Annotated in this window: 26 protein-coding genes and 3 pseudogenes; 8 read left to right on the top strand and 21 right to left on the bottom strand. The window is 55.8% G+C overall.

The features are described from left to right. The first annotated feature begins 315 nt into the window (after window positions 1-315). Window positions 316-612 (top strand): DUF262 domain-containing protein, encoded by a 297-nt coding sequence (locus JCM25143_RS21240; protein WP_081773452.1) that lies wholly within the window; start codon window positions 316-318, stop codon window positions 610-612. Window positions 613-670: 58 nt separating this feature from the next. Beyond that, window positions 671-1,993 (top strand): DUF262 domain-containing protein, encoded by a 1,323-nt coding sequence (locus JCM25143_RS21235; RefSeq protein WP_081773451.1) that lies wholly within the window; start codon window positions 671-673, stop codon window positions 1,991-1,993. A gap of 360 nt (window positions 1,994-2,353) precedes the next feature. On the opposite strand, the gene JCM25143_RS02280 is transcribed toward JCM25143_RS21235, so the two are convergent. The 8 genes and pseudogenes from JCM25143_RS02280 to arcC form a co-directional block, all read right to left on the bottom strand. Beyond that, a complete protein-coding gene (locus tag JCM25143_RS02280) occupies window positions 2,354-2,791 on the bottom strand; it encodes an ExbD/TolR family protein (RefSeq protein WP_025859884.1) in 438 nt (145 codons plus the stop codon). A 2-nt stretch (window positions 2,792-2,793) separates the two neighbouring features. Further along, entirely contained in the window at window positions 2,794-3,222 is a 429-nt protein-coding gene (locus JCM25143_RS02275; protein WP_025859883.1) for an ExbD/TolR family protein, read from the bottom strand. A gap of 3 nt (window positions 3,223-3,225) precedes the next feature. After that, window positions 3,226-4,219, bottom strand: a pseudogene (locus JCM25143_RS16095) (MotA/TolQ/ExbB proton channel family protein). An 84-nt stretch (window positions 4,220-4,303) separates the two neighbouring features. Further along, complete coding sequence (locus tag JCM25143_RS02265; RefSeq protein WP_025859882.1) at window positions 4,304-4,933, bottom strand: energy transducer TonB; 630 nt, start codon at window positions 4,931-4,933, stop codon at window positions 4,304-4,306. Window positions 4,934-5,076: 143 nt separating this feature from the next. Beyond that, a complete protein-coding gene (locus JCM25143_RS02260) occupies window positions 5,077-5,478 on the bottom strand; it encodes a GlcG/HbpS family heme-binding protein (RefSeq protein WP_025859881.1) in 402 nt (133 codons plus the stop codon). Window positions 5,479-5,802: 324 nt separating this feature from the next. Beyond that, window positions 5,803-6,288: an oxamate carbamoyltransferase subunit AllH family protein gene (locus tag JCM25143_RS25055; protein ID WP_159101581.1), complete on the bottom strand. Its 486-nt coding sequence runs from the start codon at window positions 6,286-6,288 to the stop codon at window positions 5,803-5,805. Between the two features lie 20 nt (window positions 6,289-6,308). Next, a complete protein-coding gene (locus JCM25143_RS21830) occupies window positions 6,309-6,659 on the bottom strand; it encodes a hypothetical protein (protein ID WP_025859879.1) in 351 nt (116 codons plus the stop codon). Beyond that, complete coding sequence (arcC, locus tag JCM25143_RS02240; RefSeq protein WP_025859878.1) at window positions 6,656-7,579, bottom strand: carbamate kinase; 924 nt, start codon at window positions 7,577-7,579, stop codon at window positions 6,656-6,658. Before arcC ends, JCM25143_RS21830 begins: the two co-directional genes overlap by 4 nt. Before the next feature lie 302 nt (window positions 7,580-7,881). On the opposite strand from arcC, the gene JCM25143_RS02235 reads away from it, so the two are divergent. The 6 genes from JCM25143_RS02235 (at window position 7,882) to JCM25143_RS02210 (ending at window position 14,655) form a co-directional block, all read left to right on the top strand. Then, window positions 7,882-8,664, top strand: coding sequence for an IclR family transcriptional regulator domain-containing protein (locus JCM25143_RS02235; RefSeq protein ID WP_025859877.1), 783 nt, complete (start codon window positions 7,882-7,884; stop codon window positions 8,662-8,664). A 212-nt stretch (window positions 8,665-8,876) separates the two neighbouring features. Further along, window positions 8,877-10,466 carry an ABC transporter substrate-binding protein gene (locus tag JCM25143_RS16090; RefSeq protein WP_199897804.1) on the top strand — a complete coding sequence of 530 codons (1,590 nt, stop codon included), beginning with the start codon at window positions 8,877-8,879 and terminating at the stop codon, window positions 10,464-10,466. Between the two features lie 78 nt (window positions 10,467-10,544). Further along, on the top strand, window positions 10,545-11,951 hold the full coding sequence (fdrA, locus tag JCM25143_RS16085) for an acyl-CoA synthetase FdrA (RefSeq protein WP_199897808.1): 1,407 nt from the start codon (window positions 10,545-10,547) through the stop codon (window positions 11,949-11,951). Further along, window positions 11,944-12,120, top strand: coding sequence for a hypothetical protein (locus JCM25143_RS22620; protein ID WP_199897803.1), 177 nt, complete (start codon window positions 11,944-11,946; stop codon window positions 12,118-12,120). The genes fdrA and JCM25143_RS22620 overlap by 8 nt, the downstream gene beginning before the upstream one ends. Before the next feature lie 14 nt (window positions 12,121-12,134). Next, complete coding sequence (locus tag JCM25143_RS02215) at window positions 12,135-13,397, top strand: YlbE family protein (protein WP_025859876.1); 1,263 nt, start codon at window positions 12,135-12,137, stop codon at window positions 13,395-13,397. Between the two features lies 1 nt (window position 13,398). Beyond that, window positions 13,399-14,655: a YlbE family protein gene (locus JCM25143_RS02210; RefSeq protein ID WP_025859875.1), complete on the top strand. Its 1,257-nt coding sequence runs from the start codon at window positions 13,399-13,401 to the stop codon at window positions 14,653-14,655. 79 nt (window positions 14,656-14,734) lie between these two features. Here the strand turns inward: JCM25143_RS02210 and JCM25143_RS02205 are convergent, their stop codons facing one another. The 13 genes and pseudogenes from JCM25143_RS02205 to JCM25143_RS02160 form a co-directional block, all read right to left on the bottom strand. Further along, the gene (locus JCM25143_RS02205; protein WP_025859874.1) at window positions 14,735-16,225 is read right to left on the bottom strand and encodes a gamma-glutamyltransferase; all 1,491 of its coding nucleotides are present in this window, start codon (window positions 16,223-16,225) and stop codon (window positions 14,735-14,737) included. Window positions 16,226-16,229: 4 nt separating this feature from the next. Beyond that, complete coding sequence (locus JCM25143_RS25050; protein ID WP_369347346.1) at window positions 16,230-16,463, bottom strand: SDR family oxidoreductase; 234 nt, start codon at window positions 16,461-16,463, stop codon at window positions 16,230-16,232. 6 nt (window positions 16,464-16,469) lie between these two features. Then, window positions 16,470-16,969, bottom strand: a pseudogene (locus JCM25143_RS16080) (SDR family NAD(P)-dependent oxidoreductase); the annotation flags it as partial. A gap of 18 nt (window positions 16,970-16,987) precedes the next feature. After that, window positions 16,988-17,284, bottom strand: a complete 297-nt coding sequence (locus tag JCM25143_RS22615) for a cytochrome P450 (protein ID WP_199897802.1) — start codon at window positions 17,282-17,284, stop codon at window positions 16,988-16,990. Next, a complete protein-coding gene (locus JCM25143_RS16075) occupies window positions 17,251-18,186 on the bottom strand; it encodes a cytochrome P450 (RefSeq protein ID WP_199897801.1) in 936 nt (311 codons plus the stop codon). The genes JCM25143_RS22615 and JCM25143_RS16075 overlap by 34 nt, the downstream gene beginning before the upstream one ends. Further along, window positions 18,170-19,833: pseudogene (locus tag JCM25143_RS16070) on the bottom strand (hydantoinase B/oxoprolinase family protein). Before JCM25143_RS16070 ends, JCM25143_RS16075 begins: the two are co-directional and overlap by 17 nt. Before the next feature lie 211 nt (window positions 19,834-20,044). After that, window positions 20,045-22,006: a hydantoinase/oxoprolinase family protein gene (locus JCM25143_RS16065; RefSeq protein ID WP_234394888.1), complete on the bottom strand. Its 1,962-nt coding sequence runs from the start codon at window positions 22,004-22,006 to the stop codon at window positions 20,045-20,047. After that, the gene (locus tag JCM25143_RS24590; RefSeq protein ID WP_199897798.1) at window positions 22,006-22,527 is read right to left on the bottom strand and encodes an enolase C-terminal domain-like protein; all 522 of its coding nucleotides are present in this window, start codon (window positions 22,525-22,527) and stop codon (window positions 22,006-22,008) included. The genes JCM25143_RS16065 and JCM25143_RS24590 overlap by 1 nt, the downstream gene beginning before the upstream one ends. Further along, window positions 22,494-23,165, bottom strand: a complete 672-nt coding sequence (locus tag JCM25143_RS24585) for a mandelate racemase/muconate lactonizing enzyme family protein (RefSeq protein WP_199897797.1) — start codon at window positions 23,163-23,165, stop codon at window positions 22,494-22,496. The genes JCM25143_RS24590 and JCM25143_RS24585 overlap by 34 nt, the downstream gene beginning before the upstream one ends. 115 nt (window positions 23,166-23,280) lie before the next feature. Then, entirely contained in the window at window positions 23,281-23,490 is a 210-nt protein-coding gene (locus JCM25143_RS02175) for a hypothetical protein (RefSeq protein WP_025859873.1), read from the bottom strand. A gap of 26 nt (window positions 23,491-23,516) precedes the next feature. Then, window positions 23,517-23,747, bottom strand: a complete 231-nt coding sequence (locus JCM25143_RS02170) for a hypothetical protein (protein WP_148299975.1) — start codon at window positions 23,745-23,747, stop codon at window positions 23,517-23,519. A gap of 8 nt (window positions 23,748-23,755) precedes the next feature. Next, window positions 23,756-24,457, bottom strand: coding sequence for an MFS transporter (locus JCM25143_RS02165; protein ID WP_025859871.1), 702 nt, complete (start codon window positions 24,455-24,457; stop codon window positions 23,756-23,758). 1 nt (window position 24,458) lies between these two features. Continuing rightward, window positions 24,459-26,048 (bottom strand): carboxylesterase/lipase family protein, encoded by a 1,590-nt coding sequence (locus tag JCM25143_RS02160; protein ID WP_025859870.1) that lies wholly within the window; start codon window positions 26,046-26,048, stop codon window positions 24,459-24,461. Window positions 26,049-26,056 lie beyond the last annotated feature (8 nt).

Below are 26,056 nucleotides of genomic sequence, written 5' to 3'. Positions count from 1 at the left end.
GATTGATGACTTTTTGGGGCGTGAAAGCACCGACAAGTCAGTGGAAAGCACAGTCTATTTCGATAATGTGGACATTGCGAACCTCAAGAATGTTGCTGAGAGCGCGAAATATCCTGACTTCTGGAACACTCAATATTTATAGAAGGTAATTCACATACAATTAAAGAAACCTCATACAAGCGGGATTTTTTTAAATTTATATTCCAAATAACACTTATATATAAATTATCTTCATAATTCCCTATTGGTAATTCTAAAAAAACGTGATGTTCTTTTTTCAGAACTATCGCTAGAAAATAAATAGAGAGAATTTCAATGGCATTAGAACCTATTGACTCCCGACTGATAGGTGTTGGAGCACTTCTTAAACAACAACGTTTGGCCGTCCCCGCTTATCAACGCCCCTACACTTGGGAGGTTGAACATGTAAAAGAGCTTTTCAAAGATATAATTGACGCAAAAATAAAAAATAGTGACCAATATTTTCTTGGAACAGTTGTTTTAACAAATAAAGATAACTCAATAAAGAGTATAATTGATGGACAACAAAGAATAGTAACAACATCTATATTAATATCAGCAGTTAGAAACTATTTTTCTCAAAAAAAATGATGAAGCTCGAGCCTCAAAGGTTAGAGAAGATTACATATCAAATGCCGACCTTCGAACAATGAATTCAAGCCCTCGCGTACTCATACTTCCAGAAGATCAGAATTTTTACAACGAGTATGTTGTTGCTGTCCCTGATATTGGCCAGCGTGCCCCAAGAAATCTTTCAGATACTCAGAAGAGATTATTTCACGCAATCAAAGAAGCCCAAAAAACCATTAAACACTTTACAATACTTTCAAAAAATCCAGACAGTGATTTATTTGACTTAATTGATTTTATAGAAAAGAAAGTTGTTTTGGTTTATTTAGATGTCGGCAGCGAATCAAATGCCTATATAATATTTGAAGTATTAAATGACAGGGGACTTGATTTAACTGTAGCTGACTTACTCAAGAACTATGTGTTTAGCATAGCTGGGACAGAAGGCTTGCCATCTTGTCAATCAAAATGGAAAGAAATGACAACCCTCATTTCCAATTCAAACGGAGAAGGAGACATTAAAAATTTCATACGCCATGATTGGATTTCAAGAAATGGATTAGTAAGAGAAAAGAATTTATATGATGAGATAAAAAATAAAGTCAAAGATGAAATAACCATCGCATCATATGTTGAAAACCTTTTAACATCAGCAAAAATTTACTCATCTCTATCAAATGCATCATCAGATTTCTGGAAGGAATATTCAGAAACCGTTCGAAAATCACTATCTTTATTCAATATTGCCAATATCACTCAAGTAAGACCTCTACTACTTTCTGTTTTTTCTCATTTTTCCAAATCTGAAATCAATAAAACAATACCTATGCTTGCTTCTTGGAGTGTGCGCTTTTTAATATGCGGATCTGGAGGAAGCGGAGTGTTGGAAGATAATTATGCACAACGGGCTAAAGATGTTTTTGAACAAAAAATCAAAACAGCTCGTGAGCTTCTAGATTCTTTTGATATAGTACCGACTGACGCGCAATTTGAAAAAGATTTTACAAGCGCAAGGGTTGCCAAAGTACCTTTAGCACGTTGGTACTTATCTGAACTGGAATTGGAAAAAACAAAAAATACCGAGAAAATTACAAACCCAGATACATCAAGTGTTAATCTTGAACATGTCCTTCCTCAAAATCCATCTCCATCTTGGGACATTGACGCCAGAATTTCAGGAAAATATATTAATATGATTGGCAATCTAGCTTTAATGGATGCAAAATCCAACTCCATTATAGGAAATAGCTCTTTTGAAGATAAAAAGGAACTATTTTTATCTTCATCATTTGAACTCACAAGAGAAATTGGAAATAAAGAAAAATGGGGAGTTGAAGAAATTGAGAGCCGACAAAAGGATCTTGCCAAACTCGCTATAACACGTTGGAAAATTAAACCATAAAATCCATTCACTATAAAGCTAACATACTGTATCAAAACCCCACGTTTCCGGGACATGGCAAAAAAGCTCTGGCTGTCATGTCTTGGTTTCATATCAGAACTGCGGTTTATGATACAATGTGGAGGGATCGAAGAACTATTGGTTGATTTACCTTAATTCTGATTTTGGGCTTTTGGCGTGCTGATTGACGGTTTCTGGGGTAACATTCGTCTACGTTTGCAGCAGAGCAAAAATCAGAACCAGGAAGAGTTAGTCAAAACGCTAAAAACATGAAATCAGGAAAAATATTATTCAATCAATAGTTTTTACAACCATCAAACTGAAAGGTGCTGTCTGGAACCAACACCCCTCGTAATTGCATCAGGGCTGCACAAACTGTTCCTGCCCGGTAATGCCGAGTTTGGTAATACCAAGGCGCTGTGCATCCGCCATGACGTGAATGACCGTCTTGTAATTAGCAAGCCGGTTGGGCTGGACATGAAATTCGGCGCGGGTCTCCTCCGGCCCTATCGCAATCTGCCGCATACGGGCTTGCAGATCATCTTCAGACTGCACTGGCTCGCCATTCCATGTGATCGAATTGTCAAAGTCGATCACAAGCGTCACCACCGGCACTTCGATGGTCTGTGGTGGCGGATTACCCTGCGGCAGATCAATAGAGACCGACTGTGTCTGCAAAGGAATTGTTATGATCAGCATGATCAGCAAAACTAGCATCACGTCGATCAGCGGGGTGGTGTTGATATCAACAATACCCTCGTCTTCCGTTGTGCCGCCCGACCCGACATTCATGCCCATGCTCAGTTGTCCTTCGGTTTTTCGGTAATGAAGTCGATATGGGAAATACCGGCCTGCTGGCAGGCTGCGATGATCCGGCCTACCGTTTCATATTTGACCGTAGCATCGCCCCTAATCTGGATTTGTGGCTGGGGCTGCACTACCGCCACTTTCTCAAGCTGGCTTTCCAGCTCTGCCTGATCACGCAAGCCGGTCTGGTTCCACCACAGATGCCCATCCGCCGTGACAGCAACAACAATGTTGTTAATTTTTGTTGCCGTGGGCTGGCTCAGATCTTTCGGCAGGCTCACCTTGACCGTATGCGTGGCCACCGGGATGGTGATCAGGAAGATGATCAGCAACACCAGCATGACATCGACAAGCGGGGTCGTGTTGATGGCGGAGACGACCTCGTCCTCTCCCCCATCGCCGCTGCCGACATGCATCCCCATGGTTCAGCCCACCCGGTTAGAGATGGTCGCCGTTGTGGGGGAACTGTCAGGGCGCACCTGAATATGTTCCACCCCACCATGGCGCACACCGCCAATCAGGATCGACTGCAGATCATCAGCAAAATCACGCACCTGATCCATCGCCCCCTTGTTGCGACGAACCAGAAGGTTGTAGCCCAGCACTGCAGGAACCGCCGTGGCCAGACCGATCGCCGTCATGATGAGCGATTCACCCACAGGCCCTGCCACCTTGTCGATCGAGGCCTGACCGGCAATGCCGATAGCCGTCAGCGCGTGATAGATACCCCACACCGTACCGAACAGACCAATAAACGGCGAAGTAGAGCCTACCGTGCCCAGAAACGCCAGACCCTTTTGCAAGTTGTTCTGTGTATTGTTGACCGCCCGCTGAATGGACATGCCAGTCCAGCTATGCAGGTCGATGCTTTCCTGCATTGTACCTTCGTGATGTTCCGCTGCAGCAATACCGGTTTCAGCAATATAGCGGAAAGGCGAGGCCTTGGTCAGAGAAGCAGCCCCTTCCTGAATGCTGCGCTTGGTCCAGAACCGGCGCACAGCCTCCTTGCCTGCCGTAAACAGACGTGCCTGCTCAATGAATTTCGTAATCATGATGTACCATGTACAGCGACATCAGCAGCATGATCAGCAGCACACCACGGGCAATCACATCACCATTGCTCCATAGAGCGCCAAGCCCATAAGGATTGGCCTCAGGCGCTGCGACCGCGGGTGGTTCAGCCGGTGCAGTCACTGCGGGTGTAACAGGCGCCGGAGCAGGCTCCGCGGCCGGCGCATCAGCAGCAGGCGCAGGCGTTGCCGCAGAAGGAGCAGCGACCTCAGCCGGCGGTGCTGCCGGGCTTGCTGTTTCTGCTGCCGTGGGGGCTGCATCCTGCGCCATGGCCGCAACCGGCAGACCTGACATGAGTGTTCCGGCAAGAACAAGCGCGGAAAATGAGGTGCGGGACAGTGTGGTCATCGTATTCAAAATCCTCGTCTGGCTACCCCGACCGACTGAAACCAGTGCGTGCGGGAGAAGATTGCATGTCGTAACCATGGGTACTCAGTTATCCAGCCTGAAGCGGATGACATAAACCTTGTGCAGTTCCTTGACCGGCGCACCGTTGCGCAGGGCGGGGTGGTAGCGGGCCCGGTGAACATAATCCAGTGCTGAGGCCGCAAAAGCCTGCCCACCAGTTACGGAACGTACTGTACAGTTGCTGGTCATGCCTGTTGTTTCCACATCGCACACCAGTGTCACGCGGCCTTCAATATTATCCTCCTCCATTTCTGGCGGATAAACAGGCTGCACATTGTTCAACGGCACCGAGCCCGCCGCCGTATCCGGCACGCTAGGAACATTGAGCGGCACAGGCGGTGCCTCAGCCGTCATCTGCTGTGGTGCAGGCGGCGTTTTGGGCGGCGCATGTGTCACACGCCGGATAGGCGGCTTGGGCGGTGGCGGCACGGCTATTTTGGGCGGCGGAGGCGGCAAAATACGTGTCTGCATCGGCGGTTTGTGCTCAGGCAATGTCCCGCCATTCCCCATGCCTTTTACCAGCATGACGATACCCAACACATGCAGCACAAAGACCGTTAAAAGAGCCAGCGCGCTGATGCCAACCCCGACCCGCAGGGCATTGCGCTGTCCTTGCCGAAGCTCGACAGTGTCATGCCCGGTTTTATCGTGCATAATACTCCACCCTTTTCCTCGCCCCCACAGAACACGCCATACATGAACAGTGAAAAGAATAGTTCCAGATAAGGATACTTTCCTGAATCAATAAAGAACAGGGAATACCCATAATAAGCTTATAACTTACCCAACAAGGTCAGTTACACATCGCATGAAAGGGCATGAGCAGCCGCCAACGCGCAGGCTTCATCCATATCTGCGCTGGCACCGCCAACGCCAACGGCCCCCAGAAGCACACCATCCCTGATCAAAGGGACAGCTCCCTTCGCATAGATCATGTTTCTACCTTCCAGTTCCGCAATTCTCTGCATAACGACGGATTCTGGAGGAATGACCCCACTCCGGCACCGAGTAGCCGCTGCTGTAAGCGCTTTGCCCTGACTGCCATAAATGCTGGCCCAGTTAGACTGATCCATGCGGGCAAACGTAACCAGACGGCCCCCTGCATCACAGACACTGACACACACGGCAATACCAAGCTCTTCCGCCTTTGCGAAAGATGCTGCCAGTGCCTTTTGTGCCTCATCAAGACCAATGGTCATTCTTGGATCTCTTTGCAGTTTGTTCGATCACCGAACGTTTCGTTCAAGAAACTTTTGTTTTTCTAACGCATAAACTGCACCAATGAAAACAAAAATATGATCAGGAACGCGACAATATGAAAACATGATGAAAATGCAGCATGAAAGATGCCCAACCATACTGACACACAAAGGCGCACCATCATGGCTCTGACCATTCCCCGCCTGTCAGCAACAAAGAGGGGGCTCTCATAAACTCAGGAAATTATTCCATATTTATGGATATGTTTTTCTAACGAGAACGCTTTCCGTTCCATAAACACTCTCTCCTGCATGGAGTCTTGCTTACCGCTGGCAGGATGGCTCCATCAGGGCCGCCCCCCATATGAACCCAGCCAGAGAGTCGGCTCCTGATGTTGCGCCATACGCAACAATGCGCGTCATATGCTCCTGTAATACAGTGTTGGTCCTGGTATTTTTTAACTCCCGCAGGCACGCACACCATACGGAAGATGCATGTCCTTTTGATGCGGCATCCAGAAAAGCAAAGGATAATGTGGTGGTCGCCCCTCGGGCTCCTTCCAGCAGAGGCGCGCATACACGAACAGGATCAGGCAGAAAAAACCATGCTGCCAGCATAAGCCCACACAGAAAATCATCCCCCGCAGGTGTCAGCCCTATCCCCAGACCAGCAAGCTCCGCAGCCCCCTTACGTAACAATGACGCATCGTCCCGTCTGATCCCCGCCGCCAGTTGCGACAGAGCATAGCTGGGTAGGGCTGATGGATCGCACGCCCCCAGAACAGAAGACAGTAAGTCTGATCCATGCACGAGAAGCCGCGCTGTTTCGGTCAGTTTTTGCCGCAAACAGACTGCGCTATCAGATAATGTGGCAACAGCCGATGGCCACACAGCCGCATCACCAACCTGAATATCGTACGGACTATCCGTATATGACCGTTGTCGAAAAAACCCTCCTGCCCCGCAAGCTCAGACCAGACAGGCCAGTGATCCAGCATGATACATAACGGGCCATCCTGTTCGCTCAGCGGACACAGGATAACAACCCTATCCTCCTCGCGCAGGCTGACCACCAGATAAACATGGCGCGGAAACACCGCCAGAACCCGCACGGGTGCACTCACCCCCATAAGAGAGGCCGCGACAAACGCCCCGACCCGGCAGGCTCTGACTTGTTTCATTCAGCCCCGTCTTGCTCTGGTACGATCCAGGTTCCGGCGTCTCCGGCTACAATGGCTGCAATTTCAGACAGCGCACCAATGACAGCAGGTTTACCCGTGCGGTTTACAAAACGGCAGGCCGCTTCGATCTTGGGCCCCATTGATCCTTTGGCAAACTGCTCCGCCATAAGATGAGAGGGCGTGACCCGCCGCAAAAGACGCTGCTGCGGTGTATCGTAATGTTCGAAAACCCCCTGAACATCAGTGGCAATAACAAAAAGATCAGCCGGTATCTGCATAGCCAGAAGACTGGAGGCCCGGTCCTTGTCGATAACCGCCTCCACGCCTTCCATCCGCTGACCCTCTTTTTTGACAACCGGAATACCCCCACCCCCAGCACATATGACAACCGTGCCGTTATCCAGCAACCAGCGGATAGGCCTGTGCCACAGAATGCGCTGCGGCTGCGGAGAGGCAATCACCCTGCGCCATTTGCGCCCGTCCTGACGGAATACCCAGTTATATTCAGCCTGAAGCGCTTCGATCTGATCGTGTTCAAAGGTTGGGCCAATAAACTTGCTGGGGTCTGAAAACTCCGGATCATTCGGATCGACCTCCACGCGCGTCAGCAACGTTGCGACAGGGACATCGTAACCCAGAATATTCCCCAGCTCCTGCTCGAGAATATAACCGATCATGCCCTCGGTTGCCGCACCCAGCACATCGAACGGGTAAGGCTCTGCTCCTTTGAAGGATTCGGACTGCATAGCCAGAAGCCCGACCTGCGGGCCATTGCCATGGGTAAGGATGAGTTGATGCTGCCGCGCAACCTCCGCCAGCGCACCGGCGGCCACCCGTGCATTTTTCCACTGCACCGCCATACCCAGCGGTTCGTTCCGCTGCATCAACGCGTTTCCGCCCAGTGCGATCACCAGTTTCATGACTGAATTTTCCCTACCTGCATGGTGCCATGACTGGCATTAAGTTCATATAATGCACATAAGTTCGTATTAAACAATCAAATGCGTCAACCAGCCCTACCTCTGCACCGGACACTGTGTGCATTGTGAAAAAAAGAGCGCTCTGTGAACATTCGACGAAAGCTGGTTTTAGAACCAGACATCACGCAAACGTGATGTAAAAGCTTTTGCCCGGAGCCCACCATGTTCCAGATCATGGAAACATTAGAAATCTTTCCCTATATGCTACCCCCAAATTAATTCTTAAGAGCGTGGATCAATCAGTGACGACTTCAGAAGCAGAGACTCAAGACAGACCAAAAACATTTGTTGGTTCTCTCTCCTACGGCCTGAACATCATCATGGCATTCGGGCGGGCCAACCCGCGTATGACCCTGTCGCAGGTGTCTGAAAAAACCGGAATGGACCGGGCGGGAGCGCGCCGTTACCTGCTGACACTGGTGCATCTGGGGTTTGTTTCGCAGGACGGCCGCCTGTTCCAGTTGACCCCTAAAGTCATGGAACTGGGCTACGCCTACCTGTCCTCCGTGCCTCTGTCCGAGAAGGCGCAATATTATCTCGAAAAAATCCGTGACCAGTCGGGCTTTCCCGCGGCACTGGGTATTCGCGATGGACTCGACATTGTGCACATTGCCTCCGCCAACACGGATGCATTCAGTTTTCCCGCGCTCACCATCGGCCGCCGCTTTCCGCTGGCCTATGCCTCCGCCGGGCGCTGTATTCTGGCCATGATGGAAAAAAGCGAGCGGGACGCACTGCTCAAACAGATTACCCTTGAGCCGCTTACGGAACAGAGCCTGACCAGCATGGAAGCCCTGCGCCGTGAATGCCGCACGATCCACAAGCAGGGTTATGCCATTGTCGATCAGGAAATGCAGATCGGCGTCCGCTCTCTGGCCGTGCCCATTTTTGACAGCCGCCAGCGGGTTGTCGCCAGTTTCAACACTTTCACTTTCAGTTCTATGGTGCCCATGGAAAAACTGCTGGCCGACGTGTTGCCCGACATGCTGGCCGCTGCCGAAGATATCAGCCAAACACTGATCTGATTCCGCACCCAATATACAGACCAACCCAAAGGGGCTGAGCATACTCAGCCCCTTTATTTTTGGAAAAATCTTTATTTTTCAAAACACAACCATGAACCATATCAGATCAGAAAACGCAGACTGGCACATGGGTTCGTAATTTCTCCCTTGCATTCGCCCGGCCATTTGTTGCTAATACGCACATATGTTCACTATAAGACCAAGAGGCCAGCATGGGTGCATCCAGACAGTTGCGCATAGGCGTTCACTACGAACCTTCTAATGTGGACCCCCATCTCGGCGCTGCGGAACTCGCGCTGCAGATGACCAATGGTGTCTTTGATACACTGGTGAACAAGACGGCCGATGGTGCGTACCGCCCCGGTCTGGCGGAAACGTTCAGTATTTCAGATGATCATCTGACCTATACGTTCCACCTTCGCAAAGATGTCCTGTTTCACGACGGCACACCCTTTACTGCCGAGGCCATGAAGGTTTCGCTTGATCGGGCCCGCAACCCGGACAACCGCTCCCAGTTGGCGGGAGGCCTGCTTGGCAGCTACCGCGAAAGCCGGGTGGTGAACGAGCACTGCCTCGAAATTGTGCTGGATTCTCCATACGCCCTGCTGCTCGATGCCCTTAGTCAGGGCTGGCTGGCCCCTGTTTCTCTGGCCTGCGCGCAAAGTGCCGGTGGATCCTTCATGCTGCACCCGGTTGGCACGGGGCCTTTCCAGTTTGTACGCTGGGACAAGACAGACTGCCTCGTTATCCGCCGGAACGAACACTATGCATGGGCACCGGATTGCGTGGATAATCAGGGCCCGCCCCTGATTGACGAAATCCTGTTCAAATTCCTGCCAGATGACGCCACCCGCACCGCTGCGCTGCTGGACGGTAGCGTGGACATGATTTTTGCCGCCAATCCTGCAGAGGCGCAGAACCTGCGCGCAACAGACGGGCTGGACGTCACCACATGGCCTATCCGGGGTGTGCCGGTTTCGTTGATGATGAACATCAAACGGAGCCCCACCAGCAGTCTCGCCGTGCGGCAGGCTATCAGCCATGCTCTGGATGTCGATGCACTGGTGCACGAAGTTTTCCATGGCGAGTTCACCCGCGCCTACGGCCCGGTTTCGCAGTTTACGCTGGGATATGAACCTGGCGTGGAAAATATGTACCCTCACAACCCCGCCCAAGCGGTCCATCTGCTTGAACAGGAAGGGTGGCTACCCGGCCCGGATGGTATACGCATGCGTGAAGGGGAAACCCTGCGCGTGACATTCTATGCGCTACCGGTCAATTTCTACCCCCAGTTCGGCGCGATTGTAACGCGGCAGCTGGCTCAGGTCGGTATTGCTGTCGATGTTGAACTCTGCACCCCGCCACAATGGATTCAGGCTGGCATGCAGGGGCTGCACAACCTCATTCCGCAGGGCAAATACGCAAGCTCCTCGCAGCTTCTGGGGTTTGTCTATCATTCCCGCAAAAGCGGTCAGGGCTCCTATGGCTGGAGCAAACGCGCCGCTGCGGATTATCCCCAGATCGACACCCTGATAGACGAGGCGGAAAACTGCCTGACCCCGGAAGAATTCGTGCCCCTGTTCGCTCAGGTGCAGATGGAGGTCATGCAGGCTGCACTGGCGGTGCCGCTCCACTGCAATGCAACAATCGTTGCCGCACGCGACACCATTACGGGCCTGCGCTTTGATGCCATCGGAGCTACCCGCTTTTTCATGACACCACATTCCAGCAGGACAAGGCCTGAACCATGGCATCCAGACTTATCATCCGGCCGCGGGAATACCATGATTCCGTCAGGCTGATGCGCGTTTCCGAAGCCCTCCGTCATGAGGAGGGCGTAACGGAAGCCATCGCATGATGCAACGCCAAACAACCGCAAAATTCTTGCAACCTCGGGCCTGCTGACACCGCAGGCCAGTGCGGCAAACCCGGACGACCTCATCATCGCTATCGTGGCTGATACCGAGGCTCTAGCGGAACAAGCACTTGAGGCCGCAACCCGGCTGCTGGCGCAAAAACCGCAGAACGCACAGGGTACGCTTCAGCCGCGCTCGCTTGATGCCGCTGTAACCATGCAGCCGCAGGCTAATCTGGCCTGTATTTCCGTGCCGGGCGCCTATGCTTACCGCGAAGCCAAGCGCGCTCTGGAACTGGGCCTGAATGTCTTCCTGTTCAGCGACAATGTCAGCCTTGAAGATGAACGCAGCCTGAAAGAGCTTGCCGCCGCCAAAAACCGCCTGCTTATGGGGCCTGATTGCGGCACCGCGCTCATCAACGGTGCCGGGATCGGCTTTGCCAATGCCGTCGCCCGTGGGCGTGTGGGCATTGTGGCAGCATCTGGCACCGGTACACAGGAAATTTCCTCGCTACTGGACTGGCTGGGCCTTGGTGTCAGTCAGGCTATCGGCACGGGGGGGCGCGACCTCAAACAGGAAATCGGCGGGCTGAGCATGCTGCAGGGACTGCATATCCTTGCGCAGGACAGCAATACCGATGTGATCGTCGTGACATCCAAGCCCCCCAGCCCTGCCGTGGCGGAAAAAATTCTTGCCACCTGCGCGACCTTGCCAAAACCCGTTATCATCAACTTTATCGGGCAGGGAGCTACGGGCTCCGAGGGTAATCTCACCTTCACCCGCACGCTAGCGGAAACCGCGCTGGCTGCGGCGCAGGCGATGGGGGCCTCCACGCCCCTGCCAGCACTCGATACCGCCACACAGGACAGTTTCCTGCAAAACAGCCTACAGGGCCGCAAGCCGGAACAGCGTTACCTGCGTGGTCTCTATGCTGGTGGCACACTCTGCTACGAGGCGCTGTTTCTGCTGAAGGATGTTGTAAACGGCGTGTATTCCAATCTGGAGCACGGCGCTTACGCCCTGACAGACCCTTTTACCAGCAAAGAGCATACAGTCATTGATCTGGGGGAGGACGCCTATACCGAAGGCCGCGCTCACCCAATGATCGACCCCCTGCTGCGTAACCAGCGCATTCTGCACGAAGCGCAGGACCCGCAAGTCGCCCTGCTGCTGATTGATCTGGTGCTGGGCTACGGCGCACATGCAAACCCCGCGGCCCTGCTGGCCGAAACCATTGCACAGGCCCGCGCTCTTGCTGACGCACAGGGCAGAAACCTGCCCGTGATCGTGACAATCTGCGGCACCCGTGCCGACCCGCAGGATTATGCCCTGCAGGCCGCCACGCTGGAAAAAGCCGACATTCTGGTCGCCCGCAACAATGCCGAAGCCGTAACACTGGCCGGCCGTTACCTGAGGATGCTCCATGACTGATACCGGAAATCCGCTCCTGGCGGGCCAGCCCCCCTGTGTCGTGAATGTCGGCATTGACCTATTTGCCGAAACGCTCAGGCAGCAATCCATTACGGTGGTGCAGGTTCTGTGGAAGCCGCCCCCGCCGCAGGACGATGACCTGCTCAACCTGCTCGATTCCCTGATCTGACCGGAGAACCACTGATGACGACGCTTAAAGACCGGATAGAAGACGCCAATACCCGCACGGTTGACATTATCCGACAGGGCAAGCCGCAACTGGTGGACGTAGCCCCCGCACTAGACGTGCTGCCGGGCATGCTGCCCAACCTGATCCTGCACTCCGCACCCGCCATTGCGTGGGATGACATGTGCGGCCCGCACAAGCATGGCATTATTGGTGCAGCTCTGTGGGAAGGCCTTGCCAGCACGCCGGAAGAGGCGGAGCAGAAGATCCGCGAAGGCGAAATCCTGACAGCCCCCTGCCACCATCACATGGCGGTTGGTGCGGGAGCAGGCATTACCTCTGCCTCCACCCCCATGCTGGTGGTGGAAAACGCCACTTTCGGCAACCGCGCCTATAGCTGCATTTCTGAAGGTGGCGGGCTGCGCCTGCTCAAATGGGGTGCGTATGATGAAACGGTTTTTCGTAACCTGACATGGCAGGCCAAGGTTTTTGCCCCGGTGCTCAAGCAGGCGCTCAAAGCCGCCGGGCCGATTGATATTCGCAACATCATTTCCCGCGCGGTGGAAATGGGGGATGAGTGTCATAACCGCTCGATTGCCGCCACGGCGCAGTTTCTCAAGGAAATCTATGGCCATCTCATGGCTGTGGACATGCCGGCAGAAGACGTACGCGCTTCCATAAAATTCCTTGTAGAATCGGAGCATTTCTTCCTGCATGCCATTATGGCAGCCGCCAAGTCCATGCTGGTACCAGCCGAAGGTATCGAATACAGCACCATTGTCACCGCCATGGCGCGCAATGGGGTTGAATTCGGTATCAAGGTGAGCGGCCTTGGAGACCAGTGGTTTATCGCCAAGGCCAACCCCGTACGCGGTCTGTTTTTCCGTGCGGAATGGAATGATTCCAATGCCGCGCCCGATCTGGGAGACAGCGCCATTACCGAAACCATCGGCCTTGGCGGTTTCATCCAGCCTGCGGCCCCCACGGTTACCCAGTATGTTCAGGCCACCATGCAGCAGGCTATCGCCAATACGCATGACATGCTGTCCATCTGCCATGGAACCAACCCCGATGTTCGCATCCCGGCCATGGACTTTGCGCCCGGCCCCATCGGTATCGACATCCGCAAGGTTGTGCAGACCGGCATTACCCCCCTGCTGGACACCGCCATAACCCATAAGGAAGGCGGGCTGATCGGCGCGGGTGAAGTGCATGCCCCACTGGCCTGTTTTGAACTGGCACTGCGGGCCTTCGGCCAGAGCCTGCAAGGAGCGGCATGACATGACACTCCCTGACAAGATCGCCGCGGCCAACAACGAAGCCCTGTCCCGCTTTGCCGCGGCACGCCCGGTCTGGGTGGATGTGCGCCCGGCCATTGACGTACTGCCCGGTATGACACGCGCCACCGTGCTGCATGCGGGCCCGCCCATTGCCTGGCAGGATATGTGCAACCCCCAGAAAATGGGGGTTGTTCAGGCTGTCCTTCACGAAGGCCTTGCGGAAACGGAAGCCGAAGCCGAGCAGATGATCCTGCAGGGGCAGATTGTCGTAGCCCCGTGCCATGAATACGGGGCCGTTGGCGGCATGGCGGGCATTACCAGTGCCTCCAGCCCGCTGGCGGTCGTGCATGACCCTGTTCACAACCGCTATGGTTACTCGCAGCTTTTTCAGGGCCCGGCCTCGGGCCTTCTGAACCGCGATGAATACAATAACGAAGCCCGCAAGCGCTGGCGCTGGCTGGAAACCGTGCTGGGCCCGGTTCTGGGGGCTGCCATCCGCAGTATTCCCCCCATTCCGGTCAAGCCCATGATTGCCCGCGCATTGGAAATGGGCGACGAATGCCATAACCGCAACAGCGCTGGCAGCGCCGTTATCCTCAACGCCATTGCACTGGCGCTGTACGATACCTGCACGGACCGCGCCTTGTTGCAGGAAACACTGGCCTATCTGAAAGTGAACGAACAGTTCTCGCTCTGCCTGTCCATGGCAGCAGGTAAAGCCATGGCCGATTCCATCAAAAACATTCCATACAGCACGGTTGTTTCCGCCATGTGCCGCAATGGTGTTGAGTTCGGCATCAAGGTCAGCGGACTGGGTGAGCAGTGGTTTACCGCACCGGCCAACCGGATCGAGGGATTATATTTCTCGTCTGAATGGGGCGATGCCGATGCTGTGCCAGATATCGGTGATAGCAGCATTATGGAAACCATCGGCCTTGGCGGGCATGCACAGGCGGCGGCCCCTGCACTCCAGCAGTTCGTGAACGGTTCCTTTGCCCGCGCGGTCTCGACCGTGCAGAGCATGCAGCTAATCACCGTTGGCCAGTTGATGGAATTCAAGATCCCGACCATGGATTTCATCGGGGTTCCGGCGGGTATTGATATCCGTAAGGTTGTGCAGCAGGGGATTACACCTGTGATCGACACCGCCATTGCCCACTGCAAGGGCGGTGTTATCGGGGCAGGCCAGACACAGGCTCCTGAAGGCTGCTTTACCGCAGCACTGCGCGCTTTCGGCAAGGCATATCAGCCTAGCTGACAGGACAGCAGAATATAGCGGAGCGCGTAACTGGCGTTCCGCCATATTTTATCAAACCTTCCGTCTTTCAGGCCAGTTTTTATGCCACTCCGGCCCATGTATTGCGCCGCCAGTCCGCTACCGCAAAAGGACTGCCCGCCGTATCGATACCCGTACACACCACTGCCCCAAAACAGGTAGCTCCGGGTGTTGTCGGCAGCACGTCATGCCCCATGGCCGCCAGCCCCGCCTGAGAGGGATGGCCCTCTTCCATCAATAGTCGCTTGCCCTGACTACGCCAGCGTGGCGCTGCGACAGCAGTGGCAAGATCCTCCCCATGACACTGCATGCGAATAATCAGTTGCAGCAGGGTCTGTACCTGCCCATCCGCACCGGGGGTTGCAAGCGCCATCCTACCCTGTGGCGAGCGCAGCAGAGCGGGGGCCAGTGTATGCACAGGCCGCGCACCCGGCCGCCACGCATTGGCACCCTGTGTAAACCCGCCTGCCCGGTTGTTGAGCGTAATGCCCAGTTCCGGCACCAGCAGGCAGGAGCCGAAATCATCAAAAACGCTGACAAGCGAGGAAACAACCAGCCCGTTGCGGTCGGTCACGGAAACACCTGCGGTGTGCAGATAAGCCCGTGGCCCGCCCCGGCGGCTGGCCTGCGCCGGATCAACCTGCAAGGCTACATCCAGCAGGGCCTCCCCCTCCCCCGCACGGTCCCGATAGGCAAAAGAGGCTTCTGTCAGTTCCACAGCCAGATGATCGGACAGAACGGCACTGCCCTGCCCCATACGGCTGAAATTGCGTAACGCCATGCCCAGCAACACACCCTGTGTTGGCGGAGGCTGCACCATTACGCTCAGTTCACCCAATTCAACGGACAGAGCGGGCCCAACTTCCGTGACATGAGCCGCCAGATCCTGCGCATCCAGCGCACCACCCTGTGCCTTTACGGCGCGCACGATATGCGTTGCCACATCCCCTTCGTAAAAACACTGCGGCCCATGCTGGACAAACAGCCGCAACAGCGCTGCCAGTTCCTTCTGTACGAAGCGCGCTCCGGCAGGGAGGTTCAGGAGCGACCACGAGGCCGCACCATTGGCGCGCAGGCGCTCGGCATGCGTATGGACTGTCTGCGCCATGGAGGCGGACACCATCACCCCGCCTTCAGCCAGATGAATGGCACGGGCGAGAATATCCGAAAACAGCAGTGTTCCCCAACGGGCATGCATACTGGCCCATGCACCGGCAAGACCGGGCACGGTTATGCTGTTCGCCCCGTCATCAGAACAGACGGTGCCATGCCGGGGGGCTGCACCTGCGCCACTGATGGCGCTCGTGCCTATACCGTCATCCACCAGCGCAAACAGATCGCCCCCAATGCCGCAGGCATCGGGCATGATCACGCACAGCACGGCCTGGGCGGCAATGGTTGCATCCACAGCGCTGCCACCGCGCAGCAGCATGTCCTGTGCGGCGGCAACAGCCAGCGGGTGGGCAGCGGATACCGCCCCCACATCGCCCATCAGCACCGGCCTTACGGCAGAAGAATAGCCATCCGCTATCCGCCAGTTCGTGTACTGCATAGGGTCAGACCGCCGTATAACCGCCATCGACCACAATCGATGTGCCAGCAATGTAGCGCCCTGCGCTGGAGGTCAGCAGCAGCACAAGCGAGGCAACCTCATCCGGTGTGCCATGCCGCCCCAGCGGAATTTCCGCATCGATCAGGGTGCGGCGCTCCGCAGGGTCGCGCTGGTATGACCAGAACGGGTCGTTGAACGGTGTTTCAATCCAGCCGGGCAGCACACAGTTTATCCGCACACCTGCCGGGCCAAGCTCGGCAGTCAGACTACGCGCCAGCCCCGGCAGGGCCGCCTTGGTGGCTGATAGGCCGACATACCGGCATGGCCCTTGATCGCCCCGGTTGATGAGGTGAACACGATGCTCGGATTGGCAGAAGCCTTGAGATAAGGCGCTGCAGCCTGTGTGAAGAAAAACGGCATCTTGAGATTGAGCGCCACCGTGCGGTCCCACATCTCGTTCGTCCAGTCCTCAAGGGCGGAAGACACCATCAATGCAGCCGTAATCAGCAGGGTATCAACCCCGCCAAAACGCTCCACAGCCAGCGCCACGGCCTCTTTCGGCACAGCGGGGTCCGCCAGATCACGCTGGAGAAACAGGCATTCGCCCTTCCCGCTCTCATCCGCGACCGCCTGTGCTTCGGGCCGATGGTCTATCAGGACAACATTGTCGCCCCGTTCCCTGAACAACCCAACGCAGGCGCGGCCAATTCCTGTGGCGCCGCCCGCAACAATAACCGTTGCCATGGTTCTGCTATCCTTATTTTACTTGCCGGTGAGCGCCAGAGGCAGGCTGACAAGCCCCCTCAGCCCCGGATGCAGCCGCAGGGTAGAGGGGCCGGTCACTTCCAGCCTGTCCACCTGTGTGGCCAGAGCGCGGAAGAACACTTCCCCTTCAAGGCGCGCCATCATCTGCGCCACGCAACCATGAACGCCCGCTCCATACCCGACCTGTTGTGTAATCTTGCGGCGAATATCAAAACGCTCTGGCTCATCCCACACCAGCGGATCGCGCCCGGCGGAGCCGATCAGCACCAGCACCTTTTCGTGCTTGCCCAGCATCTGCCTTCGAACTCAAAATCCTCAGTGGTGGTGCGGAACAGGCTTTGCGAGGAGCTGTCATAGCGCGTGGCCTCCTCAAACGCTGCACGGGCCAGAGAGGGGTCTTCACGCAAGGCCGCCCACTGCTCGGGGTGTTCTGCCAGTGCCCGCAGGCACAGGCCGATGGAATCAATGGTTGTATCCACCCCGGCAGACAGGAAGGAGCGCACCAGCAGCTTGGCTTCCTCATGGGTAATTTCACCCCCATCAGCCGCAGCATAAATAGCCGCGCCAAGGCCGTCATCCGTCAGGGCCGAGCGCTCGCAATGCGCATCGATCCATGCACTCACTTCATCCGCACGGGAAAGAAGCTGATCATACCATGGTGTACGCGGGCCAAAGGCGCCAAACACCATGCCGCCATAAACCAGCATGATATCACGATCGAGCGGAGGCATGCCCACCGCATCGGGAAACACCTTCATGGGGAAAGGCTGCACCAGATCGGACACGCCATCTACCTGCCCCTGCGCAATGGCAGAAGCAACCATGGACTGGGCAACCTGCGTGAATTCCTCACGCATCTTCTGCAACGCACCGGGGGTGAACAACCGCATGAGAACCCGGCGGGTACGCTCATGCTCCGGTGGGTCAACCTCAAGAATAATACTGGGTTTGCGCCAGTTTTTTTCCTTAAAATAATTGGTCAGCCCGCCACCGCCAGCATTGCTGAAGCGCTTCCAGTCGGTCAGAACCGTCTTGACCTGCGCATGGTGCTGCACAACCCAGATACCGTATTTTTCCAGCCAAACAAGCGGCCCAAGAGCACGAAGCTGGGCATAATGGCTATAGGGGTCGGCCCGAAAGCTTTCCGAAAACGGATCAATATCGGAAACAACGCGACGGTCAGTGGCTATCTGCATTGGTTTTCTCCGTAAGGGTGTTCCTGCGGGCATGGGTTGCCGCCAGATCGACCCCCATCTCCTTTGTCAGCACGACACCGTATTCATCAAAGGCGTGGGACTGGGTCATTTTACCGTCCAGCACATCCTCCAGCACGCGGGCTGGCTCGCGCTCGTACGGGCTGCCATATCCCCCGCCGCCAGCCATGACATGGCGGTACAGATCGCCCGTATTGAGCATGATAGGCTCCAGCGGCATGGCGGGCAGCCTGTGTTCCTTCCCATCTATCAGCAGGATATTGGATGCCGCGGCACCCGCACGCCCGCCATCCAGACCATGGGGCGGAAAGCGTAGCTTGTCTGAGCGCACCCCAAAATACACACCATCCTGCAGAATGCGGTAATCGCGGATAATGCCAAACCCACCCCGGTTGCGTCCTGCTCCGGCGGTGTCGGGTGCTATACCGTAACGCTCGACCTGATCGGGTAATCCGCCTCAATCACCTCTACCGGCACATTGGCCTGATTAGAGGCCATATGCGGCACCCCTTCCTGCCCGTCATGCGCGCTGGTTGCCCCCCAGACACCCATCACACATTCAGAAAACACGAATGTCCGCCCATTCTGACGGCCGCTGAAACTGGGCAGGGTAGAGCCGCCAGCGCCATCCGCCGCAACGCTATCGGGCAGACAGGCCGCCAGCGCGCCGAACACGCAGTCCACAATCCTGTAACCCGTAATGCCACGCCCCCCGCAGGCTGCGGGATAGGTGCAGTTCAGCACGGTGCCTTCAGGGGCTAGAACATGAATAGGTCGCGTATAGCCATGGCAGTTAGGCACATCCGTGCCCATGACCGAACGCAACGCGGCATAGACATTGGATTTGCAAAAAGACAGCGGTGCATTGATACCCCCCGCCACCTGTGTGGACGTGCCCGTCCAGTCCGCTGTCACCTCATCACCCTTCACCTCAAGCCTGAGGCGAAAGACAACGGGAGCACCCTCCTCGCCAAGACCATCAATATGGTCTTCAAACGTATAAGTACCATCGGCAATATTGCTGATAGCGGCACGGGATAGCTTTTCCGCATAGTCATGCAGCGCCGTAGTGTATCCGGCAAGGCGTTCCGCACCATAACGCTGCAACATGTCGTGCAGACCACGGTCCCCTGCCTGCACGGCCGCACACTGGGCGGAAATATCGCCCAGAACCAGATCCGGCGTGCGAACATTGGCCGCGATAATCGCCTGAATAGCGGTATCGACAACGCCTTTTTTCAACAGTTTGAGAAAAGGCAGCCGCAGGCCTTCCTGATGAATGCTGGTGGAGCTGAGCGAGTTACTGCCAGGAACAAGCCCGCCGACATCAACATGGTGCGCAATCGTCGCAGCCCAGCCACACAGCGCACCTGCATGGAAAATCGGCTTGATAACGTAAATATCAGGCAGGTGCTGGCCAGAGGCAATATAAGGGTCGTTGCCGATAAAAATATCGCCGTCGTTTATATCCCCTTCATACTGCCCGATCAGGTTCTGCATGGCATCGTAAAAGCTGCCAAGATGCATGGGGGTTGTCAGCCCCTGCGCAATATTCTGCCCATACGGGTCGCACAGGGCCGTGGAAAAATCCATGGCATCGCGCACAATGGGAGAATGGGCCGTGCGCATAAGGATAATCGCCATTTCATCGGCGACAGCTCAAACCCGTTCTTGATGATTTCCAGCAGCGCCAGATCACACTCAGCCATCTTGCTGCTCCTCCGCCCCAAGCTGAATCACGATATTGTTGTGGCTATCCCGCCATGCCGTGCAGTCAGGCGGCACAATGGTGGTGCTTCATATTCCTCGATAATCATCGGCCCGGAACGGGGCGTATCACTCAGCGCCATGCGGGTGATAACCGGCGTTTCCATAAGCCTGACGAGGAACCGAAATAGGCTTTCCGGGTAACGATCTCACCCGTATCGACAAGCCCGGTAATACCACTCACACGCGGCGCACGCGCTGGCGGCAATGAGGCCACAACCCGCAGGCTGACAAGCTCAATCAGGCCCGTTTCATTGATATAACCATAGCTGCGCTTATGCTCGGTCTCGAAACCTGATGACAGCAGGTTCAGGGTTTCGTCCACAATCACGCCGGGTGGCACGACAACACCCAGTTCCGACCCCTGCCCCTTGTAGCGCAGCTGCACCGAGCGGGTCAGGGTTGGTGTGGTTTCGTATGTCATGCCTTCAAGAACAGACGTTTCAAGATCAGAAAACGCTTTTTCAAGCAGTTCTGTCTCTCCGTCCTTCAGGAGAAGGGATAGCGACAGCGAACGACCCATTTCGTAATCGGCCACCAGCAGACCCACCGCACTGAACACGCCAGCACCCGGCGGCACGATAACCCGGCCGATATTCAACTCCCGCGCCAGAGCTGCGGCATGCATGCCGCCATTGCCGCCAAACGCCAGCAACGTAAAGTCACGCGGGTTCCGGCCACGATATGTGGAAACCGCCTTGACCGCTCGCATCATGGTGGCATTGGCCACACGATGAATACCGTAAGCCGCTTCCAGCAGATCTATCCCTGTAGGGTCACAGACAGTGCGCGTAATCGCTTCCTGCGCGCGTATGGCCTTGACTGGCACGGTACCACCGGCAAGGGCGACCGGGTTGAGATAACCCAGCACGACATTGGCGTCAGTCACCGTTGCGTGCTCGCCCCCACGGTCATAACAGGCAGGACCGGGTACCGCGCCAACACTTTCCGGCCCGATCTTGAGCACACCGCCCGCATCAATCCGGACGATACTGCCGCCCCCGGCCCCCACTTCGGACACATCGATAATAGGCAACCGCAGGGCGTAACCACCCCCTTTGGCCAGCGCGCTCGACATGGAAATACCGCCACCCACCTCATAATCATCGGTGGCGGTTACGCAGCCATCCTGAATAAGCGAGGCCTTTGCGGTCGTGCCGCCCATGTCAAAGGTAATAATATCCTTATAGCCTGCGGCCATACCCAGACGCGCCGCCCCTACCACACCGGCGGCAGGTCCACTTTCCACCACGGTTGCGGGCCGTTCCTGCACCTGCGCTACATCCAGCAGACCACCGCTGGACTGCATCATCAGCACGTTACCATCAAAACCGGCGGCTTCAAGACGCTGCACGAGTTTTTCCAGATATGTCCTGACAACCGGCCCTACATACGCATTGACAACCGTTGTGCTGGTCCGTTCGTATTCGCGCATTTCAGGCAGGACATCGTAACTGGCGCAGATAAAACAGCCCTCGGGCAGTTCTTCACGCAGGATACGCTCTACTGCACGTTCATGCTCGGGATTAACGTAGCTGTGCAGAAAGCAGATAGCCACGGCTTCTACACCAGCCTGCGCGAGTGCTCGGCCTACGGCCCGCGCCCCGGCTTCATCCAGCGGCTGCACGACAGCACCGGTGGCATCCAGCCGCTCCGCCACTTCATACCGGTTGCGCCTCGGCACAAGTGGCGCAGGCTTTTCGTACAGGGGTTCGTACAGCCGGGGCACCCTGATACGGCGCAGCTCCAGAACATCACGGAAACCTTCTGTTGTAACAAGGCCAGTTTTAGCGCCCTTGGATTCAAGAATGGCGTTGGTCGCAATGGTCGAGGCATGAAGAAGCTGGCCGAAATTGCCAGCCTCCAGCCCAAGCTGCTCCACAATCTGCCCGATCCCTACAAGAATGCCTTCGGCATAGTCGTGCGGGGTGGAGGGCACCTTGGCGGTGATAAGCTGCCCTTCAGAGGAAAGGCAGGCCACATCGGTAAAAGTGCCGCCAATATCGGCTGCAATGCGATAATCTGTTGTCTGCATCACTGATCACACCGGAAAGCCTGAAGCTTGTCTTCATCAATGGTGATACCAAGGCCCGGCGCATCCAGCGGCAGGATCGCGCCATCCCTGACCTGCATCGGTTCTGTCAGGATATCATCATCATAGTAATGGCCCGCCACACGACAGGGATGCGTGCCCGCCGGAGCACTGATCGTAATAACCGCAGGCAGGGACACAGCCGGACGTGCAAGGGCAAAGTGCACATTGGCCGCCGTGCCGATAGCAGATTCGATCGAACCGTTGACATCGCAGGCCATCATCGCTGCCCCAGCCAAATCCGCCACCTTGCAGGCACCACCAAAGCCGCCAGCCTTTGCCAGATAGATGGAAATGCAATCCGCCGCACGGGCCTGCAGCACATCCACCGCGTCATGAATATCCCAGCAGCTTTCATCGGCAACAATCGGCACAGCACTGGCGGCGGTTACTTCCGCCATATAGCGCAGGCCTTCGGACGGCTGCTCGATCAGGCTAACCCCGGCATCAACCAGACGCCGCACAATGGCAAGGGCGTTCTTGACATGGCCATAGCCTGATTGGCATCCAGACGCAGGGCAACGCCGTCCCCGAACTCCTTGCGCAGGGCAGCAACGAGGCGGATATCGCGCTCCGCATCAACACCACCCTTAATCTGCAACGCCCGCACACCGTCTTCCACCGCCAGAATAGCTTCATCCAGCGCTTCTTTTTCAGGCATCAGGCCGACCATGTGGGCGACAGGCACACTCTCGCGCACCGCTCCACCCAGAAGCTTGTAAACCGGCAGGCCCACGCTTTTTCCCCAGGCGTCATACAGGCCGATGCTGACAGCACATTTGGCGTAGACATTGCCAACTGCCACCCGGTCCATAATGCTGGCAGCTTCCGTTACCGCGGTAACATCATGCCCGATCAGCGCCGGGGCCAGTACATCGCGCACCATGGCAATAACCGTGCTGATGGTCTCACCCGCATGGCGGCTGAAATCCCCGCCCCAATCCGGCAGAGGCGTTGCTTCGCCATAACCCACCACACCATCTTCGGTTTCAATACGGACAAGAACAAAATTGCCAAGCTGCCCGAGCATGCCCGCCCAACGAAAATCACGCCGGGTAGGAAGGGAAAAGGGATAGGCCTGAACAGAAACAATCTTCACCATATCATCTCCACATATGCGGTAGCGCACTCGCAAAGCACGCCACACGCCTCATGCTTTTACAGACAAGAAAAATCATTATTTTTAATGAAATTTTCCTGCTTCATTACAGACACCATCACCGTTTGGATGGCACGACCAAGGCAGCAAGACACAACACGATGCACGACAGGCCCCAGTATTGTGTCCAGCCGGAAAGGGCAAAATAAGTCGGGGGGGTGGCAAGGCAGACAATAGATGTAACCTGCCCGATCAGGCCGGATACCACCCCGATATCTTCCTTGTTGTTAACATAGGTCGGGAACTGCGCCGTAACCGCACCCGCCATGCCACCAAATGCCAGAAGCCAGATGATCAGCCCACCAAGGCCAGCCCGAATGTACCTTTGGGGAAAAACAGAATCAGAAGGGCCACCGCGCCAACACAGACAAGCACTCTGTACATGGCCCTGAAATGGAACTTCTTGGTCAACACATAGCCTGTCAGTGTTCCGCCCAGTATCATGGCAAAAATTTTGGCACTCGCAATGCCACTATTGGACAACCCCAGCCCCACACCATAAACCCGGTTGATATAAGAAGGCATGACAACACTCACGCCATAGGCAACCGCATTGGGCAGAGCCAGCGCCGCCGCAAGCCTGATAACACGGGTATCCTTAAACAAAAGGCTGAAGCCACATTATCAGGCCGCAATGCAACCGAGGCATCCTTGCGGGGCAGGAAAAATGACAGCACGGTCAGGCATAGCGCAACCAAACCATGCGTAAGAAACGCATGCCGCCATGCCAGACCTTCAGCAAACGGAACTGACAGCAACAAGCCAAAAGCATACCCAACAGGCCCATAGGTTGACCAGAACGATAGTGCGCGGGTTCTCGTATCGCCATTCAGCCACGAAACCAGAGCGCTCGGGCAAGCGACTACAAGACAGCCAAAGCCACTCCCGGCCAGCAGCATGCCCAGATACAGTTCTGCCCGCATGCTGGATAGAGCCAGCACGGCATCTCCCGCTGCCATCAGCAGGCCAGCCAGCACCATGCCCAGACAGATGCCAATACGGTCAATCAACCGGCCAATCGGCAGGCAGATCAGCGCGGAAGGCACGGAAAACAGCGAAAGCGCCATGCCCGCTTCGGATTTGGAAATCCCCATGTCCTGTGCAATCTGCGGCAGGAAGGAGACAAAAACGCCAACGCCGCCCATGGAGGCCACAACGGCTGCGTAACAGAGCATAAGCAGAAGAAAAGAGCCGCGACTGTCAAACAGGGGTTTGTCGAAAACGGGTTCTTTCATGTCAGGCCTGCTCCACCATACGGTTATCCATGGCGCGCCCAAGCAGCACCAGACGCTCACGGAAAGCGATATCGTCCAATGCTGGCGCGCCTTCTCCAAAACGCAGAACCTTGCCTGAACCAACCTGATATTCTGGCCAGTACGGCAGGCCCGCACCGTTAGGTGTGCCGGTTCTGGCAAAATTGAGCCAGTAGCCCGACAGTGTGTTCATCAGCCGTTCCTGTTCCGCACGGCGCTCTGGCACGTCAAAGCGGCAGGTTCTCAGGGCAAAATCGATTTCGGCGCCATGAAAGGCTCCCAGACCCTGCCCTTTTACAAAACTATCGGGTTTGGTTGAGGCATGCGCGTAATCGAAGCGATAGGCATAACTTTTTGAAACGCGTGACATAGCCATGAACAGGGCAACACTGTTCCAGTTGAACACAACATCCCCAAAGGCTTCCTGGCCCATAACCGCCGGATCGGTAGAGCCCTGTTCCTGCAGAACTCGCAGGATTTCAGGTGCATATGTGCCGTAGTTTTCCTGCAGGCTCGCTTGCAGGCCCGACAGGGTACCGCCACCCAGCGGCGGGAAAACCCGCCCTTCATCATGATTATGACCGGCAATAACCGGCACATTGGCGCAGCGCCCCGCCTCCATCAAGGTACAGGGATGATCAGGGATCAGCCAGCCATCGATATTGGGATAAAACAGCCATTTAAACCCATATGTCGTTACAAGATGCATGGCGTCCATACGGCGCATATCGGCAATGGAGCTGGCACCCATGCGCTGCGCAAACGCCACGCCTTCCTTTTGCATGTCCGCCTGCCGCCCCAGCAGAATGCTGGATGACGGACGCCCCATGGGTGCACCGCTCTGGGCAATACCCTTGTGGAACAGACCACGGGATTGAGGCATAACAAGGTGAAACCCGACACTGAACGCCCCGGCCGACTGGCCAAAGATCGTTACATTATCAGGGTCTCCACCAAAATTCGCAATATTGTCCTTAACCCATTGCAGAGCAGCAATCTGATCCATCAGACCATAATTGCCCGACACGCCTGCGGGTGATTCGCTTGAGAGTTCCGGGTGCACATAGCTCCCCAGAATCCCCACGCGATAGTTAATGGATACAAACACAGTGCCTTCGGCAGCCATCTGTGCGCCGTCATACCGTGGGTTGGCACTGCTGCCCATGACGAACGCACCACCAAAAATCCAGACCATGACAGGCCGCCGCCGCCCATCTTCCGGCGGGGCCCAGACATTCAGGGTCAGGCAATCTTCACTCATCCTGTCCGGGCTGTAATCAAGACTAACGCCCGGCATGGATGGCGCGCAGGGGCTTGCCCCAAAGCGCGTAGCATCCCGCACCCCGGCCCATGGTATGGGGGGGTGCGGTGGTTGCCACCGTAACGCTCCAACAGGTGGCGCGGCAAACGGGATACCCAGCCAGGCCGTAACTCCGGGCACGGCGGTTGCCTTACCCCTGACAAGCCCTGCCGTTGTCTGCCGGACGGGCTCACGGCCCGCCCCGACACCAATCAGGGTCGCTCCCGCCGCACCGGCGAGAAAAGTACGTCGTCCATACTGGCTATCGTGCATTGACCACT

Source organism: Acetobacter papayae JCM 25143 (assembly GCF_000613285.1).
Taxonomy (GTDB): domain Bacteria; phylum Pseudomonadota; class Alphaproteobacteria; order Acetobacterales; family Acetobacteraceae; genus Acetobacter; species Acetobacter papayae.
This window is presented reverse-complemented; position numbering and strand designations above follow the sequence as displayed.

Coding starts and splice junctions, on each gene's coding strand:
- JCM25143_RS21240 (WP_081773452.1), top strand. CDS start 316: ATGGCATTAGAACCTATTGACTCCCGACTGATAGGTGTTGGAGCACTT.
- JCM25143_RS21235 (WP_081773451.1), top strand. CDS start 671: ATGAATTCAAGCCCTCGCGTACTCATACTTCCAGAAGATCAGAATTTT.
- JCM25143_RS02280 (WP_025859884.1), bottom strand. CDS start 2,791: ATGGGCATGAATGTCGGGTCGGGCGGCACAACGGAAGACGAGGGTATT.
- JCM25143_RS02275 (WP_025859883.1), bottom strand. CDS start 3,222: ATGGGGATGCATGTCGGCAGCGGCGATGGGGGAGAGGACGAGGTCGTC.
- JCM25143_RS02265 (WP_025859882.1), bottom strand. CDS start 4,933: ATGCACGATAAAACCGGGCATGACACTGTCGAGCTTCGGCAAGGACAG.
- JCM25143_RS02260 (WP_025859881.1), bottom strand. CDS start 5,478: ATGACCATTGGTCTTGATGAGGCACAAAAGGCACTGGCAGCATCTTTC.
- JCM25143_RS21830 (WP_025859879.1), bottom strand. CDS start 6,659: ATGAAACAAGTCAGAGCCTGCCGGGTCGGGGCGTTTGTCGCGGCCTCT.
- arcC (WP_025859878.1), bottom strand. CDS start 7,579: ATGAAACTGGTGATCGCACTGGGCGGAAACGCGTTGATGCAGCGGAAC.
- JCM25143_RS16090 (WP_199897804.1), top strand. CDS start 8,877: ATGGGTGCATCCAGACAGTTGCGCATAGGCGTTCACTACGAACCTTCT.
- JCM25143_RS22620 (WP_199897803.1), top strand. CDS start 11,944: ATGACTGATACCGGAAATCCGCTCCTGGCGGGCCAGCCCCCCTGTGTC.
- JCM25143_RS02215 (WP_025859876.1), top strand. CDS start 12,135: ATGACGACGCTTAAAGACCGGATAGAAGACGCCAATACCCGCACGGTT.
- JCM25143_RS02210 (WP_025859875.1), top strand. CDS start 13,399: ATGACACTCCCTGACAAGATCGCCGCGGCCAACAACGAAGCCCTGTCC.
- JCM25143_RS02205 (WP_025859874.1), bottom strand. CDS start 16,225: ATGCAGTACACGAACTGGCGGATAGCGGATGGCTATTCTTCTGCCGTA.
- JCM25143_RS22615 (WP_199897802.1), bottom strand. CDS start 17,284: ATGCTGGGCAAGCACGAAAAGGTGCTGGTGCTGATCGGCTCCGCCGGG.
- JCM25143_RS16075 (WP_199897801.1), bottom strand. CDS start 18,186: ATGCAGATAGCCACTGACCGTCGCGTTGTTTCCGATATTGATCCGTTT.
- JCM25143_RS16065 (WP_234394888.1), bottom strand. CDS start 22,006: ATGCAGACAACAGATTATCGCATTGCAGCCGATATTGGCGGCACTTTT.
- JCM25143_RS24585 (WP_199897797.1), bottom strand. CDS start 23,165: ATGGTGAAGATTGTTTCTGTTCAGGCCTATCCCTTTTCCCTTCCTACC.
- JCM25143_RS02175 (WP_025859873.1), bottom strand. CDS start 23,490: ATGGCGGGTGCGGTTACGGCGCAGTTCCCGACCTATGTTAACAACAAG.
- JCM25143_RS02170 (WP_148299975.1), bottom strand. CDS start 23,747: ATGCCTTCTTATATCAACCGGGTTTATGGTGTGGGGCTGGGGTTGTCC.
- JCM25143_RS02165 (WP_025859871.1), bottom strand. CDS start 24,457: ATGAAAGAACCCGTTTTCGACAAACCCCTGTTTGACAGTCGCGGCTCT.
- JCM25143_RS02160 (WP_025859870.1), bottom strand. CDS start 26,048: ATGCACGATAGCCAGTATGGACGACGTACTTTTCTCGCCGGTGCGGCG.